The organism is Exiguobacterium sp. s128, from assembly GCF_018618815.1.
GTDB classification, from domain to species: Bacteria; Bacillota; Bacilli; order Exiguobacteriales; family Exiguobacteriaceae; genus Exiguobacterium_A; species Exiguobacterium_A antarcticum.
Genome location: NZ_JACSMT010000047.1, coordinates 1 through 19,545, shown reverse-complemented (window position 1 = coordinate 19,545; position 19,545 = coordinate 1). Strand labels below are relative to the sequence as shown.

Below are 19,545 nucleotides of genomic sequence, written 5' to 3'. Positions count from 1 at the left end.
AATGGGAGACCACGGAAATGTCTCAACTGGAAAACTGCATACGAGGTCTTCTCGGAAGAAGTGTTGCACTTAATTTGACAAACCGTCTTCATGTTACACCCTCTCCTTTACTTCCTTACACTCAGCGTAAAGAAAAGGGTTTAAAGGAAAGTCGGGAAAAACCTTAAAGATTTCTTAAATCGGACGGCAACGTGACTTCAAACCGAATTTGTCCATCCGGTTGTTTGATTTCAATCGTCCCTGCGTGTTTCTCGACGATTGTCTTCGCAATGAACAAGCCGAGACCCGTCTGTTTCGTCGGCATGTTCCGGACTTGATCCACCGTATAAAACATATCAAACAGATGCGGGACGTCTTCTTTTCGAATCGGCGGACCGTAGTTCGTAATGTGAATCGTGATGACCTCACCTTGTCGGGTTGCTTGAACTTCGATCGGCCGACTCACATCGCCGTAACGCAGCGCATTACTGAGTAGATTCTCGAAGACCCGCGCCAGTTCTTTCCCGTTTCCGTAGACGGTGAGATTCGGAGCGATTTGTTGGTCAATCCGACCATCGACTCGGCTGATCAAAGGATACATCTCGTCCAGGAGTTGAAGTAGCAACTCGTGCAGGTCAACCATTGACTGTTCAGTCGCCTTGAGTGACAGGTCCAATTTGGAGATATCGAACAGGGTTTCTATCAACTCCTCGAGATCACGGGATTTTTTATAGGCGATCTTCGTATAGGCGACGCGTTGCTCGGCAGTGGTTGACGGTTGGTTCAATAAGTCCAAGTATCCCGTCACCGATGTCAGAGGTGTCCGTAAATCGTGGGCTAAATTGGCAATCAATGTTTCTTTACTGCGCTGGGCTAATGTCTCGGCTTGAATCGCGGTCCGCAATCCACTGCTCGCCTCGTTGAGATCGTTTGCGATTTGACGGAATTCATCTTTTGAGGAAATCTCGATCTGATGCGAAAAATCACCGGCTGCCAATTGGCGGATCCCGGTCGAGATTTCATTGAAGTATTTGGTATAAGTCCGCGTCAATAAGTAGAAAATGAGGATGGAGAAGGGAATATACAGCGCTAAAAACACATAAATATCACCGACTTCGCGCATCCAAAATCGGTACTTCATGTAGGTATCGCCGTAAAAGACGTGGTGATGGTAATAGTATTGCAGGGATTTGTAGATCGCGAACGTGACGACTGCTGCGATCAGCAGACTTTGGATGAACAGATAGATGATCCGCGTCCGGAAACTGTTGATGAATTTACGCATTAACCTTGTACCCGACTCCCCAGACCGTTTCGATCAACATGTTCGCTTTGTTCGTATCACAAATTTTTTTCCGTAAAGTCCGGATGTGAACCATGACAGTGTTGGCCCCTTCAAAATAATCCTCCTTCCACACACGCTGGAAGATTTTTTCTGAACTGAACACTTGATTGGGTGAGCTCGCGAGTAACCAGAAGATATCAAACTCTTTTGGTGTCAGATTAACCTTTTGTTCATTGACCAGCACCGTCCGTTGATCCGCATCCAGACTCACGTTTTGAATACTAATGGTGTCTGTCTTGGATGAAGCCATCTGTCCTGTCCATTGAAAGGCGCGCCGTAACTGGGCATTGACCCGGGCGACCAACTCCAACGGATTAAACGGTTTCGTCATATAGTCATCCGCCCCGATCACGAGCCCGCTGATTTTATCAAAATCGGACTGTTTGGCACTCAAGAAGATGACCGGTGTCTGATTGATCTGCCGGATTTGCGTCAACACTTCATGACCGTTCATTTCCGGCATCATGATGTCTAGGATCACAAGATCGATCGACCGCTGTTGAAACAATGACAGACCCGATTTTCCGTCATACGCAAGTATCGTAGCGAATCCTTCGTTGCGTAAATGAATCGAGACGAGCTCGGCGATTTCGACTTCGTCTTCGATGATGAGAATCGTTCGTGTCTGCATAAGCTGGCTCCTTTTCTACGTCTGAACAGCTTATATGATGGCATAACGAATCCTTCATTCCCCTTTTTTCAAAACAGATTCCGCACGTTTTTTTACAATCGTTTCCAAACGTTATCCGACTTCTGTTTGGTTAGTCTAAAATCACATTTTTCTCTTCCGCACGTAACTTGGCGAGGGACGTTTTCATCTGGTGAATCACTTCTTCCGTATGCCGTTCCCATGTCGCAAGCTCCGCGACGATCACAAGCGGTTGCTGCGACCGATACGACCGCGTCGGATTTCCGGGAAATCGTTTGTCGGTCAAATTCGGATCATCTTCGAACGTCCCGAGCGGCTCGACAAGATAGATGCGTTCAGTCTCGTCTCCTTTTGCGAGTTCTGCACCCCACTTGGCGGCCTCAAGCGTTGCCGTGAAATAGATGTAGTTGGCTCGTTTGTCCTGATAATTGGATGGAAACTTCGCCTCCAGCTGATCACCGACGTTCAACGCTACTTTTGTCCCATGGAAGAACGGTCCCCGGTCCAGTACTTCAGTTTGATCCGTCATCAAAATCCACTTCCTCTCTTCAGTGTTCTTGCTAGTAGTATAAGGGGTGATTTGACAGAAAAGTAGTCTGTTTCCTTTAGGGCAATCGCGGTATACTTCTAGTAGAGGAATACATTACACGTTACCCGGCAGACGAACGTTCCATGAGGAGTGCTTTAGTCAATCGGGTACTTTTCATGCATTTTATTTCGCAGCACGATTAAATCGGCTACTGCAATTGATCCGCATTTCCTGTCCCAAAATTCCCCCTATTCGCCCTTCTTGTTTGACAACTTTTGTCAGCATGGTATCGTAAAAGTATCAAGGTCAAGGATGTGGAAAATCATGTTCATCGTCGAGTTATTGATCAACGCCTGTATCGCCTTTACCGGATTTTATATCATCTCGAAAATCATCCATTCCACCCAATTTTCATCCTCTACGATGAAGTCGATCATTATCGGACTGGCGACCGGATTACTCGGTGTCCTGTTGATGTTCAAGGGCATTCAAGTCAACGAGTCACTCCGGATGGATTTACGACATTTACCACTCGTCTTACTGGCATTTTACGGCATTCGTTTTCCGCTCGTCATTGCGACAGGAGTCATCGGCAGTTCCCGTTTTTTGTTTGGTGTCACACCACAAGCCTTCGTCGCGTTCATCGCGATTCTCGCCATCAGCAGCGGCATGATTTACATCCACCGCAAATTGCTCAACCGACCGTTCCTGCAAAACATTGCCTTAAACGTCTGGGCCCTGTTAATGATCACAATTGCTGTCTTGATCAACTTAGGATTCAATGAAACCGCAATTTTACTTCTGCTATCGACCTGGACGATTGGTCTTGCCGTCGGTGTCCTCTCGAGTATGCTGACGCTTGATTTTCAGATCTTGAATCAGCAGGTCCAACTGTACAAGAAGTCAGCTGAACTTGATCATCTGACAGGTCTGTATAACCGACGGGTCTGGGATGACCGGACAGCGGGACTCGAACAGGAAGGGCGGATCTACAACGTCCTCGCGCTCGACATCGATCACTTTAAGCATGTCAACGATACGTACGGCCACGGTAACGGGGATCTTGTCTTACAACAGTTCGCCAACATCTTGAAACAAGAGACGCGTCCGCACGATATCACGGCCCGGATTGGTGGTGAGGAGTTCATGATTCTCGTCTATGACCTGTCACCGCAAAAAGTCGTCAAGGTCGCCAATCGGATTCGGGAACGGATTGCGACGGAACGGTTTCAACTCGACGGTTTCCCGGCGATTGAAGTCACGACCTCGATCGGGATCGCCCACGGGAAACATGTGCACATACAGCAAATGAACGTGCTTGCTGACGAAGCTTTATACGCCGCGAAACAACAAGGGCGGAACCGGACGGTTCTGTTTGATCAAGCCGATCAGCAGGATATTGCTGCGACGCAGTCCTCGACTGAAACAATCACTTAACCAAATATGATTGGAGATTTTACCTATGTATGAACCAAAACGGGAATTCATTACAACCTCGGAAACGATTCTATTTGTCAGCAGTCTATTCATGTGGTTGTATACCGTCCAGTATTTCGAAACGGTTGACTCCGCATGGTGGATATTACCGCTTATGACCTTCCTTCTCTTCTTGCGTTCTTTCATAGGCAGACGGGTCGATTTGAGTTTTAACTGGGCTGAGGAAGAAGAAGCAAGAAAATCCGATCAAAAAAAAGGCTGAACGATTAACAGCGCAGGTTTCCTCCATGTCCTGAGGAAACCTGCGCTGTTTGTTTCATTTTCCAAACTAAATTTTGAACTATTCCTTTATTAAAATGAAGATAAAAGATTACGATCCCCTATCTAATATACAAACCTTCCGAACTTAAAGTGACACTTCCTTACAATTTTGTACGTTTTATTTACAATTCCACTCTTCTATACTTAATGTATTCTAAATACTTATACGAAGGAGTAATGCTGACTATGAAATTCCCCAAATGGCTCCTTTACCTCGGTGCACTCCCGACATTCGTTTTCGCCTTTTACGCCATAACGAATCCTCCATTTCGGGCTGCCATTGCTGATTCGTTTCCGATTGCCGCGCCTGTCCTCGCTGTCATTCTCACTTTATTCGTTGCCTACTGGACACTGTTCTTTATTTTGGTGAACGGACTCCGCCGGCACCTTGACTTAGTTGTCTTGTCAGCGCTGTTGCTGATTTGTTTTCTGTTAACGAGTCTATTTGCGACGCTCGATTACTTCCTCGCTTAATGGATTGATCTCCAGCCATCTTCCGGATGGCTTTTTCCATTTTCTGCTTGCTTTCTTCCTTGCTGTCCCTTAATATCAATTGTAATAAATTTCTATATATTCAAAAAGTATTTAAGGGGAGCGATGATGTATGCGCGAAACGTGGAAACATCCTGCTTTATTATTAACAAGTGTCGGGATTTCAAATCTCGGCGCCTGGGTTTACTTCATCGCCCTGAACTTGATCGTGCTCGACCGGACGAATTCGGCTTTTGCCGTCTCCGTCCTCTACATGCTCGTCCCGATTGCTGCCCTGTTGACGAGTTTTTGATCGGGCAGCCTGATTGACCGCGTCGACAAACGGAATATCATGGTGATCCTTGACGTGGCTCGGGCCGTCCTGATCGCCGTTCTGCCGTTCCTCGACTCGTTGTTCGTGTTGTATGCCCTCGTCTTTTTGATCAATATGGGCAGTTCCTTATTCGAATCCGCTTCCTTGATCTACATGACGAAACTCGTCTCGAACAACAACCGGCAACGGTTTAATGCCTTAAAAAACTTTATCCAATCCTGTGGCTTCATTCTCGGACCGACGATTGCCGGTCTCCTGTTTCTTGTCGGCTCACCGGCATTTGCCATCTATATGAATGCCGGTGCGCTGGCCTTGTCCGCCCTGATCCTGTTTTTCCTGCCGGATTTGGAGAAACGAACGACGTTTGCCGAGGCGGAACGCCTCAGCTTGCGGATGATTGCCGACGACTGGAAAGAGACGTTGCGGTTTACGCACAAGCACCGGTACATCACACTCGTCTATGGTCTATTTTGTGTGATGACGATTTTCATGTCCGGTCTCGATTCCCTCGAAGCATCATTCGCGACACGAGTGCTTGCGTTTTCTGAAAGTACATACGGCTTCCTCGTCAGTATCGCCGGCGTCGGGATCATCGCCGGCTCTATCATCAATGCGACGTGCACGAAGTGGCTCAGCCTGCGTTTCTTGATTGGCTTCGGTGCTATTACGACACCGGTCGGTTACCTGCTGTTTGCGACGGCGAACAGTTTCTCCCTGGCAGCGGTCGGCTTTTTCCTGTTGACGTTTGCGTTATCGTTTGCGAACACCGGCTTCTTGTCGTTTTATCAAAACAATGTCCCGGTTTCGATCATGGGGCGCTTCTCCGGCGTCCTCAATGTCGCCGAGTCGGTGTTTGTCATCGTATCGATCGGTCTGCTCGCCGAAGTCTTCTCGATCCGTTCGACCTACATCGTCTTCTCGCTTGGCTTCCTGTTGATCGGGCTGATCACGTTACCGATCGTGCTGAAGCGTACGAAACGGACGTTGTATACGCTGACGGTCGAAGAAGAACCAAAAGTCTCTTAACTCTACAACAACAGGGGCAACGAGGATTTTCTCCTTGTTGCCCCTGTCGTTTTCTTCGTTTAAGCCGTTGCCGGACAGGATATAGTCAGGAAAACCGATAATCATCCATCCAAAGGAGGGCTTCAGATGACAGGAATCGAATGTCTCTTCCATCTGCATCAAGAACTCGATCGCTATTCGCAAGACGAACTGCACTACATCTCACGACCGGGTGTCTGGTCGCTCGGTCAAATGTATGATCACGTGTTGCTCGTCGCCCATGAATATCTGGACGAAGTCGAGACATGTGCTTCCCTTAACACTGGTTCAGCAACCGGGAAAACACCATTTGGCGAAGATCTGTTTCGCCAGGATGCCTTTCCGCCGATCAAAATCAGACTGCCGGACGCGATGAACGCACCACCCAACAATACCGACAGCGGGGATCAGTTAAAACGACGGCTTTTCGCACTGATCGAACGGATGGAGGACTGGTCGTCACGGCTCGATCAGGTGGATCCGTCGCTTAAAACGAAACATGGTGGCTTCGGCTGGTTGAATGCCCGTGAGTGGTATCAGTTGATCGGCATGCATACCCGGCATCATTTACGTCAGAAACAAGAGCTCGAAAATCACCTTCCGTGACTTGGCTTCTTTAAATAGGTTGGCTTTTTTTCAAGTGCGAACGTGGTGCCGTCGCTCGGTACCAGTGATAACAAAGGATGATAATCAAGACAAGGTCCACCAAGTCGCCGCCATAATACATCAACCGTGCTCCGGCTTCTGCTTCCGACCGGATGACGCCACCCGGTGGATACGCATAGATGTATTTCGACAAGACTTTGTGTCCGGCTAATGCCAAAACAAGAACGATGGCCCGGTACCAATAGCTGAATCGATGCGGCGTCACATCCATATAAATCATCGAGATCGTAAATAAGTATCCTGCTCCAAATACATGAAGATGAATCAACACGTAAAGCGCCAGCGACTCATGCATCATCGGATAGAGCGGGGTCATGTAGAGCAGGTACAGCCCGCCGATATTCAGCAGCGCAGCTGTCGCAGGATTCGTCAGTAATCGAAGCGGACGACTGTTTAAGAAACGGGTCACGCGTCTCGCAACCGGTACAGACAGAGTCCGTAAGAGTAACGTCATCGGTTTTGCACAGACCAGCAAAAGCGGTGCCAACATGCCTAGCAACAAGTGACCGAGCATATGCCCCGGAAAACTGTGATGGGCAAACTCCGCCAATGGACCGACGACAGCAACGGCTCCAACAAATATGCCACTGATCCAAAAAACAGCTCGATACATCGGCCACTTTTGATAACGCCGGCTCGTCCAGTGAGCTGCAAGCGGATAGAGAACGAAAAGGAATAGCACGAATAGCATCATGATCCCCTCCATGCTATTCCCACTCATCTGCGTATGCGAATGGTTCACCGTCACTCCTCCTCCATACGACGATTCGTTTTCATGAACAGCACCAACCCGAGACATAAAATCAGGGTCGCACTCGTATTCCAGATGATGTCATACGGTAAGATGTCGACCTCATAGCGGATTTGGTGCAATCGAAACACTTTATGTTGGACCAAACCGTCGTACAGTTGGAAAACACCGACACCGATCAACACCCCGCTGATCCATCGCATTAACCAAAATGTTTGACGCCGCCGTAAATCTGCTACAAGGAATAAGGCGGCAACGGTCGCGAACCAACTAAAGGCATGAAACAATCCGTCTGAAAACAATCCGACGGACGTCGTCGACTTGTCATAAAAATGGTGCCAACCTAGTAACTGATGAAACATCACTTCGTCTAAAAAGGCGATTAAACCCAATCCAAACAAAAAGCCTGATCCGAGATTTCGTCTTGCATATGTACGTGTCATGAACACCCCACCCCTTCTTCATTTTTTCACCAACACATGATCAGAACACTTTAAGAAAATGTTCCCTTTTCAGAACGACCTAAACACTCCCCATTTCCGTTCCGAATAAATACTTTTGACCATAAACCGCTTGAATACTACCTTCTGAATTCAGCTTAACCACTTGGTTCAAACTGATGTCGATCACCCAGATATTGTTTTTCGCATCGACTTCCAGACCGTGCGGAGATTGAAACATGTTGCGTCCTAATGCCCGTTTGACCGCATGTGTTGTTCCATCAAAGACAATAATCGTTGCAGCTTTAATCATCGTTTCACTGCCATAATTAACGGTCGCCCGGTGCAGATAATAGATGTCGCCGTTCGGGCCGACTGCTACCCTACTCGCTTCACCTGCATCTTGTATGTCGTTTTCTGATTTTTGCCACAGGACTTTTCCAGAATATCGTTCGCTTGTTGCTTTGACGGGAGACGATTGTTTAAAAACAGGTTCCGTTCCACCACTCGCCCACCATGCGACGGTAAGACCGAGTGTCAGGATTGTTCCGATGACGATTGATTTCTTCCTCATGATGTATCTCTTTTCCATGTTTGTCACAAAACAGTAACGTTCTTGACCTTTCATCAAATTGACAAAAAGTGTATATTTAAACCAACTAATTTAACAAAGGAGGCTCTCCCTGCCCCGTGAAACTTTTTAAAACACCGCAAACACTGGAACTTGAATGGATTCCGGAACAGGAATGGCAAAAGGTTTGTACGCAGCGCATGATCGACATACCCCATCATCCAAACGAACAGCTCGTCGGGCTCGCTTATAATAATCAACAGCAAGTCGTCCAAGTGACACGCAATATCCAGGCAGCATTGTCTGGTTATTACGTCACGTTGCTTGAAAACCGTCAGACGAATAAAACCATCTTATCCAAACGCTCACATATGACGATCCAGCACCTGTCGACACGTCTGTTCGGTTCCGTCGAACTGGCTGAGTTTTCATTGCTCGACATCCATGTCCGCGAAGAAGGACTCGGTGAACGAGGGCTGTTGTTAGAAGCCTTGATTCATGACATCCAAAACAAATATACCCATTACCGGGTCAGCGGAGATTTTACTGACATTTCCTATGGCGGACGTGTCGCAGCAGAATGTTTCACCCGGTATGGATTTACGATTGATCAGGATCGTTTGATTTTGAAAAACTATCAGGATCGTTTGTTCGTCAGTTAATTATTCGCCAGGAGGTCAGCGCATTGCGTCTAAAAGATAGTCCATATGTCAAAGCTATCGTCTACACACTGGAATTCATTTTACTAATCGCATCGTATGTCGATTTATGGAACCGCCCACGGACACGCGGTCCAAAATGGGTGTGGGGCATCCTGATTTTTGTCATCAACTACTTAGGGCCCATCATTTATCTAATTTGGGGACGTCATCCGTCGACAGACCCGTCAACTTCCGACTAAAAAAGTGTCATCCGTTTGCCTGACGATTCAGGAAAAAGGGATGACACTTTTGTGTTGAACTCAAGTGGTAGGAGATCCACCGATTTTATGTTAATTTGAGTATAAGAAACCGCTTGCTTTTAGTCGGCGGGTACTATTATTTAACCGTTTATACGGTGACAGAAAAGAGGGATCTGATGACATCACACCTATCCACTCCATCCTACCGTCATTGGCTGGCCATCCAAAAGCTGCATCACCGCTACATGAAGGAAGTCAACGCCGTCTTAAAGGACTGGGGCTTATCAAAATCGCAGTTCGACATGCTTGATACCCTCTACCGAGAACAGAGTGCGACCCAAAAATCACTGGAAACGACACTCGAACTGTCGAGTGGTGCCATCTCGCAAACCTTAAAAAAACTATTCGAACTTCACCTCATCACCCGCAAACGAATCGACCGGGAAAAACGCCTTGTCCTGACACCGTCCGGCGAAACCATCGTCGAAGAGTCAACACCGCTCGTCGAGGTCATTCATGAACAATACTTTAAACAATTCTCGATGGACGATCACGAATCATTCGACCGCCTGCTCCATAAGATGCAGAGCAATCATTTTTAATGACTGGATGCGATTGTTTTTACCGTTCCGCATTCGGCAGACCGTCTTCGTCGATCACATAAAGTTCGATGACTTGACCGTCTCGTAAACGATACGTCATGTATTGATTCTGTTTCAGCGGTAACACATCCGCACGGACCGCCACAGCATAACGTTTGTCTTTGGCCCGATGCTTGTCGTTATAATAGGATTTGACGACGATTGGTTCACTTGTTCCATAGGTCCGTTCGACATGCTCCACGACCTGGCGCATGACTTCCTGTTCGTACGCACGGTCGTATCGCGTTATGTACACATACGACGCAGCTGCCACCAGGACAAGACAGACGATCCACATCAGTTTTTTCATGCTAAGATCTCACCTTTCTCATACTCTACTTTTTTATAAAGGAGCGCTGCCGATGATTTTGCGTCACTTCACCCACCGCCGGCATCTAAAAGCCATCGTCACCCGCGGCGGACTATCCGTAAAGGATACAGCTGAACCATACTTACAGTTCGAATTTAATCCATCTAGCGACCACTTAAAAGAGACGTTTCACAGGCTTCAGCACGTTGCTGACATTCCGTGGGACGAGACGGATACGATCACCCTTGACTTTGATTTCGTCAAGATGCAGGCCGCTGACATTGACGTCCTGGAACAGGTTGAACCGTTCCAGGGAAAAATTGCGTCTGTGTCTGCCAATGGTCCAGTCCGCTTCGTCAAAAACTTTTTGTCGCTTGGCTATCTAACGGAAGAGTCGCGGGAACAGCTGTCTGAATACTACTGATCACACGTCAAGAACGGGCCAATCGTGCCTGTTCTTTTTTTGTCGTCAGCTGCGTCGGTTGTAGATAAACATCATGACTGGGAAAGTCATGACCTGAATGAAGAGGACAGACAACAAAGCTGTCATGATATTATCGATGACGTTCCACTGGACGAGCAGCAGCATGACAAAAATATAGACGATGCTCAAGAGATATGCCATGTGACCACTTTTTCTCTTGATCTCTTCTTGGCGTTCGTCATAGGTTTCAGCAGCTGGGAAAATCAGATCGGTCGCCAATTGACTCAAACCCGCTAATATCAGTATTATACTGAGTGGACTCGGTCCATCAAATATTGCCAAATAGTTGCCGTATAGTATTAGAACTGCGGCGAGTAAACGATTGATTATCGGCATATGTTTTATCATACATCGTCTCCTTTTTTCGTCGATTCGGGAATAAAAATCGCTTCAATCGGACAATCAAATAAAGCTGCGATCGAAAACGCGAGTTCGAGTGACGGATTATACCGCTCCTTTTCAATCGAAATGACGGTCTGCCTCGAGACGCCTAACGTCTTCGCCAAGTCCCCTTGCGACCACTTACGCGCTTCACGTAAAGCCTTCACCCTGTTCTTCATCCCTATCACCTCTCACTCCCAATAATAGGAAAACACTTTCCGTGTGTCAAGGTTCCTTTACATATACAGCTAAAGAAAAACCATTCAATCGATTTCGATTGAATGGTGAAAGATAAAACATAAGAAGTATCAACTTCGAATCGTCCGGTACCTTGGATGGGTCGCAAGCATGGCATTTTTAATCGCCAGGACATGCGGATCCGTCGCGTCTGCAAAAGCCTTGCGGGTCGGGTACTCTCCGACGATTTGACCTTGATCTAAAATCACGAATCGGTCGCTGAGTGCCTGAGCCGCTTGGAGATCATGGGTAATGAACAGATAGGATAGGTCATATTTGTCCTTTAATTCCCCTAACAGCGCGAGGATCAGTGCCTTGTTGACCATATCGAGACTGCTGACGGCCTCATCGAGGATGATCAGTTTCGGGTTTGTCGCAATCGCCCGGGCGATACAGATCCGTTGCAACTGCCCGCCGCTGAACTGATTCGGATATTTCGCCAAATCCGCGCGGGTCAATCCGACCTGTTCGATCAAGGTGACCAACCGGTGCTGCAGGGCATCCGGCGCGAGACGCGTGAAATTCGTCAACGGCTCGGCAATGATTTGCCCCGCCGTCATCTTCGGATTGACCGCAGCAAACGAATCCTGAAAGACGACTTGGATGTCTTGCCGGTAATCGTTTGCTGTCGTCCGGTAAATGTCCTGTCCTTCGAACAAGACACGCCCTGCTGTTGGTCGTTCGAGACCAAGCAGAATCCGTCCAAGCGTACTTTTTCCGGCACCACTTTGGCCGAGCAGTCCAAGACACGTCCCGGCTTCAAGCGTCAACGAAACGTCCTGTAAGACGGTCCGTTCCGTCTGCCGCGACAGGAACCGTTGGCTGCCGTACCGGTGTGACACGTGTTCCATTTGCAGAAGGCTCATGCGTTCATCCCTCCTGCCTGAATCCCGTGTTGGGCCAGCAATCGTTGTGTGTACGGATGTTGCGGGCGGTCAAACAGATCAAAGACGTCCGCCCGTTCGACGATTTCCCCGTGCCGCATGACGAGAACCTGATCCGCCATCTCGGCGATGACACTTAAGTCGTGGGAAATCAATAGGATTGCCGTACCATAGGTCGCCCGGACCTTCTCGAGATAATACAACACGAGCTTTTGATTGTAGACGTCAAGCGCCGTCGTCGGTTCATCGGCAATCAGGACATGCGGGCGCAGGCAGACGGCAAGGGCAATCATGACCCGTTGCAGCATTCCGCCGCTCAGTTCAAACGGATAGGCTTTCAAAATCCGGTCCGGCTCCTCGAGATTCACTTCCCGTAACGCTTCGAGCGCCCGGTCCTTCGCTTCACGTTTGCTGCACCGGTCATGGGTCCGGATCGTCTCGATCAATTGATGGCCAATCGTGTAGACCGGTGTGAAAGCGCTCATCGGATTTTGCATGATGAAGGCAATTTGTCCGCCGCGGACACGCCGAAGCGTTCGGTCGGACAATGTCATCAGATTCGTCTCGTCAAGGTGAATCTGACCCGACTGACGGATCACTTTTTCGTCCAGCAGACGCAAAAGGGCCAGGCTCGTCACTGTCTTGCCGCAACCACTTTCGCCGACGAGACCGACAATCTGACCGGCAAGAAGCGTAAACGAGACATCCCGGACGAGCGGGTTATCGTCAATGATGGTTTCGACGGTCAATCGTTCGACGGATAACACAGGTTTCATCGTGGCGCCTCCTTTCATTTAGGTGGTTTCGTCACGCCGAATCGTTCCGATAACGATTCACCGAGTAAATTAAAGCTTGCGATGACGAGCATGATCATCACGCCGGGATAAATCATCAGTTCCGGATTCGTCCGGATATAGGACTTTCCTTCATGAATCATCGCACCCCATTCCGCTGCCGGAGACTGCACGCCAAGACCAAGGAACGACATCGCGGAAATATCCATGATCGCCCAGCCCATCTCGAGTGTCCCGATGACAAGCAACGGTGGCAGGATGTTCGGCAATAAGTGCGTCCGAAAGATTTTCCAGTGTGACGAGCCGTTGACTCGCGCCGCTGCAATAAAATTCTTTTCTTTGAGCGTCATGACAAGGCCGCGGAACATCCGGGCATAGTAGACCCACTGGACAAGCATCAAGGCGATGATGACCTGTTTGAGTCCCGGTCCAAAAATTCCGACGAGACCGAGGACAAGAATCAAACTCGGAAATGCCATTACCCCGTCACAAAACCGCATCAACAGTTGGTCGACCCAGCCGCCGATGTAGCCGGCCAGTGTTCCGATCAATAAGCCGATCAGCAACGATGACGCAAAAATCAGGACGGCAAATCCGAGTGACACCCGGGCGCCGTATAACAGACGCGATAACGTACAGCGGCCAAGAGGATCGGTCCCGAGCGGATATGTCCAGGACGGTTCCTGCAGTTTCACCGCCAAATTGACGAGAAACGGATCATGCGGCGCAAGCCACGGTGCGGCAAGTGCTGTGAGAAATAACAGCCCTAAAAAAGCGGAACAGCCGATCAAAATCAGCCGTTGATTCGACAAGCGGTCAAGCAGACGCGGTCGTTCAAGCGGAACATTCATCGTCTGTTCCCTCCTTTCCGGGCAATCCGTGGATCGATTGCCAGTTGCAACAAGTCAACGAGCAGACTGCTGCCAATGAACAGCAAGGCGGCGAGGAAGACATACCCTTGAATGATCGGCATGTCGCGGTCAAAGATCGCTTCAATAAAATAACGGCCGAATCCCGGCCACGAGAACACGGTCTCGACGATGATCGTGCCCGTCAACAGTTTCCCGAGGTTCATCCCGAGTCCGGTCAGCATCGGCGGAATCGCGACCCGCAAGACATGTTTTCCTAAAATGATGGTTTCGCGGATGCCGCGTGTCCGGGCAAACAGGACGTACGGTTCCCGCATCGTTTCGATGACACTCGTCCGCAGCAGCCGGGTATAAAGGGCAATCAGCGGCAACGCCAGCGTAATTGCCGGCAAAATGACGTGACTCGGACTGCCGATCCCGCCGACCGGTAACAAATCAAGCTGGACGGCAAAAAAGAAAATCAGCAGATAGCCGAGCCAAAACGACGGAATCGATGCGCCGATGAAGGCAATCACCCGACTCAAATGGTCAAACAAACCGTTCTTCCGAATTCCGGCGAGAAAGCCGAGCGGAATGCTGACGAAAATCGCTAACAACAGACTCGACAGCGCCAGCTGGACGGTCGCCGGCAGACGAAGCAGTACTTCGTCGAGGACAGGTTTCCCGGAAACGTACGATGTCCCGAAATCAAACTGGGCCAGCCGGACGACGGTCGTCGCGTATTGTGTCATGAACGATTGATCGAGACCAAACTCGGCCCGCTTTTGCGTCAGCACCTCTTCCGTCGGTTGGATGTGGGCGGCAGCGAGATAGGCTTCCGCCGGATCGACCGGTGACAAATGAATCATCGCCGTCAGCAGTAAAATAGCGAGGAGCAGGATCGGAATGACCGACCCGACCCGTTTCAGAATATAGACGCTCATTCCGTTCACCTCCTTTTACTTGATGCCGATTTGGGCGAACGGACTTTCATCCCGGTTCGCGGCAAATTTAAAGTTCGTGACCCCGTTTTGATAAATCGCCATCTTCTTCAAATACGAAATCGGCACGAGCGCGCCTTGATCCTGGAGCGACGGCAGAATTTCAGCATACATCTTCTGACGTTTCGTTTCATCCGTCGTTTTGAGGACATCTTTCATTTCCTGTAACAGTTGATCCTTGTTCGGATAAGCGGAAATCGCTTCTTTAAACCCGAATCCGTCCGTACCGATGATGTTGACGAATGTGTGTGGATCGTACGGTGCACCGAAGTTACTATACATGTTGATATCGAATTTGTTGTCCTTGAAGCGCTGGACTTGATCCGGCAGCTCGACACCGACGATTTTCAAGTCGACCCCGATGTTGCCCCACTCCGACTGTAACGTCTCGGCCATCGCTTTTTGGACAAGTTCCGCGGCATCATACATCATCTCGATTTGTAACGGTTGTCCGTCTTTTTCACGGATCTTTTTGCCGTTCGGCAGTTTCCAGCCGGCTTCGTCGAGCAATGCTTTGGCTTTGTCGACGTCAAAATCCCGTTTTTCAACGTTTAGGTTCGACGTGTACGGCAGGTTCGGCGGCAGGATGAAGTCAGCCGGTGCTTCGAGACCGGACGTGATTCCTTCTACGAGTGTCTTCTTATCAAAACCGTATTGCAAGGCTTGACGGACGCGTTCGTCTGCCAGCTGTTTTTTCTTCGTATTCATGATCAACAGACGTGTCGCAACCGGCTCTGACATCGTCGTCTTGTAGGATTTCGTTTCTTTCAGTTGATTATAGGCGTCGACACTGATTGCCCCTTCCCCGAAAATCAAATCGATGTCGCCTTTTTCAAAAGCGAGTACGCGGCTTTCGGCATCGGGAATGATGTCGATCTTGATTTTCTTCACTTTCGGCTTTGGTCCCCAGTAGTTTTTGTTGACCTTAAACGTCGCGTATTGATCCGCTTTATACTCATCGAGCACCCACGGACCGGTTCCGACTTCTTCTTCGACGCCTTTTGACGTATCGCCGTTTTTCGGGAAACCGGCTTCACCGAGGAAACGGACCGGACGGACGACCGCCAATTCCTGAATCGTCGGATAGTACGCTTCCGACAACGTCATCCGGAATGTCTGCTTGTCGACGGCTTCCGTTTTGTCGATTTTTGAGATAAAGCCAAGCCAGCTATGTAAGGCTTTGTTTTTGAGGACGGCGTCAAAGTTCTTTTTGACGATCGTCGCATCAAACGTCGAACCGTCCGAGAACTTGACATCGTCACGCAGTTTGAAGGTATATGTTTTGCCGTCTTTTGAGATATCCCATGATTTCGCGAGGAACGGCTCGAGTTTTCCGCCTTCAGCGTAATGGACGAGCGGCTCATAGACCATCGACTGAGCGAACAGTTGCGACGGATTGTAGACATGCGGATTCATCTCGCCGATGTCGCGCGGCCAGGCGAGGGTCAAGGTATCTTTGTCTTTTGTATTGTCAGCACCTTCATTCGGATTGGAACAGCCGAACAGCAGTGTCGTGATCGAGAGGATGGAAACAGCTTGAATGATGGATTTCTTACGACGTGAAACGTTCATAGTGGACAGGACTCCCATTCTTATTGATAATCATTTTCAATTGTAAGAGTCCGTACTAAGAATTGTCAATGGATAATCGGTGAGAGCGTTGAATTTGCTGTGTTTTATGGTGAAGTCGAATCATTTTTATATTCAGTGTAATCTGCCTCAAGCGTTTTGATGATATTTCCGGCAAGAGTGTAAAGAACAACGAGAACGCCGATTAATGTAAAACGGATATTCACACCACTCACGTTGACTAAACTCTCCATCAACAGTGAATAGTTCAACACACTAATGACTAGAAGAATGATTTGAGCACATTCCCTTTTTTGACTAAGCTGCTTGCTTATTGCTTTATCTAGAGGCTGATTATCCAGTAATTTTTGATAATAAAACCGTTCTGGAAGTATCGTATTAAAAGACAGTGCCAAGAACCACACCCACCCGATCAAACTACCGGTCAACCACAATTCATTCCATTGGAGGAAAGGCATCAAAATGGTCAGTATACTGGTACTTACTATGAACGGCATGAGAACGAAAAATAAGACTTGATCAACGAAGGCAGAGTAACGATTTTTCAAAAAAATCCAAAACGTTTTTTTGTCTCGATTCGGATCAATCTGATTTTTCTTTCTTGAAAATTCACCTTCTACAATCAAAGGACTGATTGTAAGAAGAAAAATAAGTGCCAGAACGATTAAGGCAATTTCTTTCAGCGAAACGGTATCACCTCTGTGTAGATTCTCTATCAAAAGAGCAGTCGCATAGAAAATAAACAGAAGATAACCCGCAAACAGAAGGTAGTTGCTCCGTCCTTTACGCTCAAAGACGATTCATCCACGAACCAGTCGCCGGATTGTCATTTCATACCTACCAATGAAGGAGTCTACCGGACGCTCTAATCGATGGATGAAAGACATTAATCCTTTAATCCCCTTGAGAGATACGAAAAGCGATAACAAAATACCAAAAATGATTCCCATTTCATGTTTTCCTCCTCCATAAAAAGTAAAGCACTCATCAAACTGCATGAGTGCTCCAAAAAATCGATTCCTTTTATTTTGTCTGGAAATCAAACGCCAACACTTCGACGTCACACCCTTGCCCATCAAGGTTCGGGCTGCACGCGTACGGACCGACTTTCCAGTCCCCTTCCGCATGCAGATGGGCAATCCGCAATTGTTCCTTCGTCTCACCGTCGACGAAGTACAGCTCAACGTCCTGTTGATTGCAGACGAGCTCAAACGTCAATGGATGATCAAAGACCGTGTTGTCGATATCCCGCGATGACCAGTCAGAGTAACCGAACGAAGTAACGACGGCTCCGAGATGTGATTTTCCGTCCGGAAGGAATTCCGCTGAAACTTTTAGCCAGTTGTCTTCGTTTAAATAGAGAAGGATCCCCGCCTGATCATACGTTAGACGCGGGTGCAGCTTCACTTCGATTCGGCAATAGAAAGACGGTGCCGGGATTGGTTTAAGTAAGGCATGACCGGTCATCCGGTTAAACTGATAATAGGTATTGCGCCAAAAGTCGGTATCGCCTTCTGTCTTAAAGGTCAGGCGTTCCTGCATACTGAATTCTTTTGGTTCATTCAACCAAGTAAAATCTTGCCACATGTGAATTCCTCCTGTTTTGAAAATATTTGTGTTGAAACAACCTATACGTTTACGGTTCATCTTTAAACTGTTCGAACTCAGGATGTTTCGGTTCTCGAAAATCAATAAAATCTTCGGATGGATCTAAAAAATTGTGTCCTAAGTATATCGCAAAGTAGTTCCCGTCTTTATCTCTGACACTAAACAAATAGGATGTCCGCGGTTCATCTTTTAGAAATACACTGTATCCATAACCAAACTTCGTAAATTGACCGAATATCTGATACTCGTCTTTTTTCAGCCCGTACTGTTATTCTAGTTGCTCTTCCAAATATAACTGCCGCAGGATTTTCTGATGAAAAGTATACAAAAAACATGAGACCAACACCAGCATTACCGCTAGTAAGATGAACCGTCCAATCCGCCACTTGCCGTTTGCTTTCCAAAAGTTCGTCATCGGCTCTCCTTTGCACTTTCTTCCTGCCGTATACTTAACTATTATCAGAAGTTTTACTATCAATATAAAATAAAAGTACTCTAGATAAATTAACTATAAACCTTGCTTCATCTTCTTCAATTATGTCGTCATTAGGATGAGAAAACCCATGACGGTTTCTAACCTCATTCATATTTCCAAGAATTTTCCCTATAGCAGCTGCTGTTTGGTTTATTGGTCTTTGATGTTCTTTAATCTCTATACTAAAACTGGTATGTTCTACTTTGAGCCTTCCCCACATATCCTGAATTTTTACATTTTGCTCGTTAAAGATAATATTTTCTTCGTCGCACAATGCTTTCAAATAACCGTGTATAGCTGTATGAACTCGATCTACAGCACTACCGTAAGAGTGATTTGAAATTAATATCTCTGACTGGTCTAAAACTTTTTTCACAAATTCAAAATCATTCTTCAGTTCCCCTTGTTCAATGATTTCTCCATCTAATCTATTTATCCATTCGTTGATTTTCTTATATGTTCTAATTTTTTTTTGATATTCATTAACACTGATTATTTTTTCTTTAGATAAATCCTCGAAATATTCTATTGGATATTTCTCTAAAACTCCTTCTAATATTTTTGATTGATCACTTGGCGATGCTTCAGAAATTATAGCTATGAATCGCTCTCTCGTAGTTCCATTGTACATACTTGGATCTATATCTAATCCACAGTAGTCTGGATAAAAAGCTGCATGTGTTGCGTAAGAAAAATCACCTAAATAACCATTATGAACTCCTATATATGACACAATACTGTTAACCTGTGTAATGCAAAATAGGAGTGGTTCTTACGCAATGTTAGTGAACGTTGACACGTATACTCCCGATTAAACACAATCGTTTTCTTACAATATTAACTCTCTTGATCTT

At 47.4% G+C, this 19,545-nt stretch carries 27 protein-coding genes; 9 read left to right on the top strand and 18 right to left on the bottom strand.

Annotated elements, in window-relative coordinates:
- Positions 1 to 163 precede the first annotated feature (163 nt).
- The 3 genes from KNQ13_RS13740 to arr form a co-directional block, all read right to left on the bottom strand.
- Positions 164 to 1,264, bottom strand: a complete 1,101-nt coding sequence (locus tag KNQ13_RS13740) for a sensor histidine kinase (RefSeq protein WP_026829626.1) — start codon at positions 1,262 to 1,264, stop codon at positions 164 to 166.
- Positions 1,257 to 1,955, bottom strand: a complete 699-nt coding sequence (locus KNQ13_RS13735; RefSeq protein WP_026829627.1) for a response regulator transcription factor — start codon at positions 1,953 to 1,955, stop codon at positions 1,257 to 1,259. Before KNQ13_RS13735 ends, KNQ13_RS13740 begins: the two co-directional genes overlap by 8 nt.
- A 130-nt stretch (positions 1,956 to 2,085) precedes the next feature.
- A complete protein-coding gene (gene arr, locus KNQ13_RS13730; RefSeq protein ID WP_026829628.1) occupies positions 2,086 to 2,502 on the bottom strand; it encodes an NAD(+)--rifampin ADP-ribosyltransferase in 417 nt (138 codons plus the stop codon).
- 324 nt (positions 2,503 to 2,826) lie between these two features.
- On the opposite strand from arr, the gene KNQ13_RS13725 reads away from it, so the two are divergent.
- The 5 genes from KNQ13_RS13725 (at position 2,827) to KNQ13_RS13710 (ending at position 6,715) form a co-directional block, all read left to right on the top strand.
- Positions 2,827 to 3,939, top strand: coding sequence for a GGDEF domain-containing protein (locus KNQ13_RS13725; RefSeq protein WP_251027463.1), 1,113 nt, complete (start codon positions 2,827 to 2,829; stop codon positions 3,937 to 3,939).
- A gap of 507 nt (positions 3,940 to 4,446) precedes the next feature.
- Positions 4,447 to 4,734, top strand: a complete 288-nt coding sequence (locus KNQ13_RS13720) for a hypothetical protein (protein WP_014970271.1) — start codon at positions 4,447 to 4,449, stop codon at positions 4,732 to 4,734.
- Positions 4,735 to 4,864: 130 nt separating this feature from the next.
- Complete coding sequence (locus KNQ13_RS16030) at positions 4,865 to 5,044, top strand: hypothetical protein (RefSeq protein ID WP_236624156.1); 180 nt, start codon at positions 4,865 to 4,867, stop codon at positions 5,042 to 5,044.
- Positions 5,045 to 5,053: 9 nt separating this feature from the next.
- Positions 5,054 to 6,091 carry an MFS transporter gene (locus KNQ13_RS13715; protein WP_256439794.1) on the top strand — a complete coding sequence of 346 codons (1,038 nt, stop codon included), beginning with the start codon at positions 5,054 to 5,056 and terminating at the stop codon, positions 6,089 to 6,091.
- 126 nt (positions 6,092 to 6,217) lie between these two features.
- On the top strand, positions 6,218 to 6,715 hold the full coding sequence (locus KNQ13_RS13710; RefSeq protein WP_026829631.1) for a DinB family protein: 498 nt from the start codon (positions 6,218 to 6,220) through the stop codon (positions 6,713 to 6,715).
- Between the two features lie 10 nt (positions 6,716 to 6,725).
- Here KNQ13_RS13710 and KNQ13_RS13705 read toward each other — a convergent pair whose 3' ends face one another.
- The 3 genes from KNQ13_RS13705 to KNQ13_RS13695 all read right to left on the bottom strand — a co-directional run bounded on the left by KNQ13_RS13705 (position 6,726) and on the right by KNQ13_RS13695 (position 8,540).
- The gene (locus tag KNQ13_RS13705; RefSeq protein ID WP_081809544.1) at positions 6,726 to 7,523 is read right to left on the bottom strand and encodes a cytochrome c oxidase assembly protein; all 798 of its coding nucleotides are present in this window, start codon (positions 7,521 to 7,523) and stop codon (positions 6,726 to 6,728) included.
- Positions 7,520 to 7,969, bottom strand: coding sequence for a DUF2243 domain-containing protein (locus KNQ13_RS13700; protein ID WP_034773852.1), 450 nt, complete (start codon positions 7,967 to 7,969; stop codon positions 7,520 to 7,522). The genes KNQ13_RS13705 and KNQ13_RS13700 overlap by 4 nt, the downstream gene beginning before the upstream one ends.
- Before the next feature lie 79 nt (positions 7,970 to 8,048).
- Complete coding sequence (locus KNQ13_RS13695; RefSeq protein ID WP_051590432.1) at positions 8,049 to 8,540, bottom strand: NHL repeat-containing protein; 492 nt, start codon at positions 8,538 to 8,540, stop codon at positions 8,049 to 8,051.
- Positions 8,541 to 8,656: 116 nt separating this feature from the next.
- On the opposite strand from KNQ13_RS13695, the gene KNQ13_RS13690 reads away from it, so the two are divergent.
- The 3 genes from KNQ13_RS13690 (at position 8,657) to KNQ13_RS13680 (ending at position 10,040) form a co-directional block, all read left to right on the top strand.
- Entirely contained in the window at positions 8,657 to 9,199 is a 543-nt protein-coding gene (locus KNQ13_RS13690) for a hypothetical protein (RefSeq protein WP_026829633.1), read from the top strand.
- A 23-nt stretch (positions 9,200 to 9,222) separates the two neighbouring features.
- Entirely contained in the window at positions 9,223 to 9,438 is a 216-nt protein-coding gene (locus KNQ13_RS13685; protein WP_026829634.1) for a PLD nuclease N-terminal domain-containing protein, read from the top strand.
- A gap of 176 nt (positions 9,439 to 9,614) precedes the next feature.
- Positions 9,615 to 10,040: a MarR family winged helix-turn-helix transcriptional regulator gene (locus tag KNQ13_RS13680; protein ID WP_026829635.1), complete on the top strand. Its 426-nt coding sequence runs from the start codon at positions 9,615 to 9,617 to the stop codon at positions 10,038 to 10,040.
- Between the two features lie 19 nt (positions 10,041 to 10,059).
- On the opposite strand, the gene KNQ13_RS13675 is transcribed toward KNQ13_RS13680, so the two are convergent.
- Complete coding sequence (locus KNQ13_RS13675; RefSeq protein WP_026829636.1) at positions 10,060 to 10,389, bottom strand: hypothetical protein; 330 nt, start codon at positions 10,387 to 10,389, stop codon at positions 10,060 to 10,062.
- 52 nt (positions 10,390 to 10,441) lie between these two features.
- On the opposite strand from KNQ13_RS13675, the gene KNQ13_RS13670 reads away from it, so the two are divergent.
- Positions 10,442 to 10,813 (top strand): hypothetical protein, encoded by a 372-nt coding sequence (locus KNQ13_RS13670; RefSeq protein ID WP_026829637.1) that lies wholly within the window; start codon positions 10,442 to 10,444, stop codon positions 10,811 to 10,813.
- A gap of 45 nt (positions 10,814 to 10,858) precedes the next feature.
- Here the strand turns inward: KNQ13_RS13670 and KNQ13_RS13665 are convergent, their stop codons facing one another.
- The 11 genes from KNQ13_RS13665 to KNQ13_RS16250 all read right to left on the bottom strand — a co-directional run bounded on the left by KNQ13_RS13665 (position 10,859) and on the right by KNQ13_RS16250 (position 19,424).
- Positions 10,859 to 11,221 carry a DUF2178 domain-containing protein gene (locus KNQ13_RS13665; RefSeq protein ID WP_251027465.1) on the bottom strand — a complete coding sequence of 121 codons (363 nt, stop codon included), beginning with the start codon at positions 11,219 to 11,221 and terminating at the stop codon, positions 10,859 to 10,861.
- Positions 11,218 to 11,433: a helix-turn-helix transcriptional regulator gene (locus KNQ13_RS13660; RefSeq protein WP_026829639.1), complete on the bottom strand. Its 216-nt coding sequence runs from the start codon at positions 11,431 to 11,433 to the stop codon at positions 11,218 to 11,220. The genes KNQ13_RS13665 and KNQ13_RS13660 overlap by 4 nt, the downstream gene beginning before the upstream one ends.
- A gap of 129 nt (positions 11,434 to 11,562) precedes the next feature.
- The gene (locus KNQ13_RS13655; protein ID WP_026829640.1) at positions 11,563 to 12,357 is read right to left on the bottom strand and encodes an ATP-binding cassette domain-containing protein; all 795 of its coding nucleotides are present in this window, start codon (positions 12,355 to 12,357) and stop codon (positions 11,563 to 11,565) included.
- A complete protein-coding gene (locus KNQ13_RS13650; RefSeq protein WP_026829641.1) occupies positions 12,354 to 13,151 on the bottom strand; it encodes an ABC transporter ATP-binding protein in 798 nt (265 codons plus the stop codon). The genes KNQ13_RS13655 and KNQ13_RS13650 overlap by 4 nt, the downstream gene beginning before the upstream one ends.
- Positions 13,152 to 13,165: 14 nt before the next feature.
- Positions 13,166 to 14,020, bottom strand: coding sequence for a nickel ABC transporter permease subunit NikC (gene nikC, locus KNQ13_RS13645; protein ID WP_034773854.1), 855 nt, complete (start codon positions 14,018 to 14,020; stop codon positions 13,166 to 13,168).
- On the bottom strand, positions 14,017 to 14,961 hold the full coding sequence (locus KNQ13_RS13640) for an ABC transporter permease (RefSeq protein WP_026829643.1): 945 nt from the start codon (positions 14,959 to 14,961) through the stop codon (positions 14,017 to 14,019). Before KNQ13_RS13640 ends, nikC begins: the two co-directional genes overlap by 4 nt.
- A 15-nt stretch (positions 14,962 to 14,976) precedes the next feature.
- Entirely contained in the window at positions 14,977 to 16,590 is a 1,614-nt protein-coding gene (gene nikA, locus KNQ13_RS13635; RefSeq protein WP_026829644.1) for a nickel ABC transporter substrate-binding protein, read from the bottom strand.
- A 104-nt stretch (positions 16,591 to 16,694) separates the two neighbouring features.
- Positions 16,695 to 17,327: a hypothetical protein gene (locus tag KNQ13_RS13630; RefSeq protein ID WP_026829645.1), complete on the bottom strand. Its 633-nt coding sequence runs from the start codon at positions 17,325 to 17,327 to the stop codon at positions 16,695 to 16,697.
- A gap of 304 nt (positions 17,328 to 17,631) precedes the next feature.
- Positions 17,632 to 18,195, bottom strand: coding sequence for a DUF1349 domain-containing protein (locus tag KNQ13_RS13625; protein ID WP_026829646.1), 564 nt, complete (start codon positions 18,193 to 18,195; stop codon positions 17,632 to 17,634).
- Positions 18,196 to 18,484: 289 nt separating this feature from the next.
- Positions 18,485 to 18,631: a hypothetical protein gene (locus KNQ13_RS16025; RefSeq protein WP_236624171.1), complete on the bottom strand. Its 147-nt coding sequence runs from the start codon at positions 18,629 to 18,631 to the stop codon at positions 18,485 to 18,487.
- A 34-nt stretch (positions 18,632 to 18,665) separates the two neighbouring features.
- On the bottom strand, positions 18,666 to 19,424 hold the full coding sequence (locus KNQ13_RS16250; RefSeq protein ID WP_261974159.1) for an abortive infection family protein: 759 nt from the start codon (positions 19,422 to 19,424) through the stop codon (positions 18,666 to 18,668).
- Positions 19,425 to 19,545 lie beyond the last annotated feature (121 nt).

Bases quoted from the DNA above. Each gene is read 5' to 3' on its own strand.
- KNQ13_RS13740 (WP_026829626.1), bottom strand. From the start codon at position 1,264: ATGCGTAAATTCATCAACAGTTTCCGGACGCGGATCATCTATCTGTTC.
- KNQ13_RS13735 (WP_026829627.1), bottom strand. From the start codon at position 1,955: ATGCAGACACGAACGATTCTCATCATCGAAGACGAAGTCGAAATCGCC.
- arr (WP_026829628.1), bottom strand. From the start codon at position 2,502: ATGACGGATCAAACTGAAGTACTGGACCGGGGACCGTTCTTCCATGGG.
- KNQ13_RS13725 (WP_251027463.1), top strand. From the start codon at position 2,827: ATGTTCATCGTCGAGTTATTGATCAACGCCTGTATCGCCTTTACCGGA.
- KNQ13_RS13720 (WP_014970271.1), top strand. From the start codon at position 4,447: ATGAAATTCCCCAAATGGCTCCTTTACCTCGGTGCACTCCCGACATTC.
- KNQ13_RS16030 (WP_236624156.1), top strand. From the start codon at position 4,865: ATGCGCGAAACGTGGAAACATCCTGCTTTATTATTAACAAGTGTCGGG.
- KNQ13_RS13710 (WP_026829631.1), top strand. From the start codon at position 6,218: ATGACAGGAATCGAATGTCTCTTCCATCTGCATCAAGAACTCGATCGC.
- KNQ13_RS13700 (WP_034773852.1), bottom strand. From the start codon at position 7,969: ATGACACGTACATATGCAAGACGAAATCTCGGATCAGGCTTTTTGTTT.
- KNQ13_RS13695 (WP_051590432.1), bottom strand. From the start codon at position 8,540: ATGAGGAAGAAATCAATCGTCATCGGAACAATCCTGACACTCGGTCTT.
- KNQ13_RS13680 (WP_026829635.1), top strand. From the start codon at position 9,615: ATGACATCACACCTATCCACTCCATCCTACCGTCATTGGCTGGCCATC.
- KNQ13_RS13675 (WP_026829636.1), bottom strand. From the start codon at position 10,389: ATGAAAAAACTGATGTGGATCGTCTGTCTTGTCCTGGTGGCAGCTGCG.
- KNQ13_RS13670 (WP_026829637.1), top strand. From the start codon at position 10,442: ATGATTTTGCGTCACTTCACCCACCGCCGGCATCTAAAAGCCATCGTC.
- KNQ13_RS13665 (WP_251027465.1), bottom strand. From the start codon at position 11,221: ATGATAAAACATATGCCGATAATCAATCGTTTACTCGCCGCAGTTCTA.
- KNQ13_RS13660 (WP_026829639.1), bottom strand. From the start codon at position 11,433: ATGAAGAACAGGGTGAAGGCTTTACGTGAAGCGCGTAAGTGGTCGCAA.
- KNQ13_RS13655 (WP_026829640.1), bottom strand. From the start codon at position 12,357: ATGAGCCTTCTGCAAATGGAACACGTGTCACACCGGTACGGCAGCCAA.
- KNQ13_RS13650 (WP_026829641.1), bottom strand. From the start codon at position 13,151: ATGAAACCTGTGTTATCCGTCGAACGATTGACCGTCGAAACCATCATT.
- nikC (WP_034773854.1), bottom strand. From the start codon at position 14,020: ATGAATGTTCCGCTTGAACGACCGCGTCTGCTTGACCGCTTGTCGAAT.
- KNQ13_RS13640 (WP_026829643.1), bottom strand. From the start codon at position 14,961: ATGAGCGTCTATATTCTGAAACGGGTCGGGTCGGTCATTCCGATCCTG.
- nikA (WP_026829644.1), bottom strand. From the start codon at position 16,590: ATGAACGTTTCACGTCGTAAGAAATCCATCATTCAAGCTGTTTCCATC.
- KNQ13_RS13625 (WP_026829646.1), bottom strand. From the start codon at position 18,195: ATGTGGCAAGATTTTACTTGGTTGAATGAACCAAAAGAATTCAGTATG.
- KNQ13_RS16025 (WP_236624171.1), bottom strand. From the start codon at position 18,631: ATGACGAACTTTTGGAAAGCAAACGGCAAGTGGCGGATTGGACGGTTC.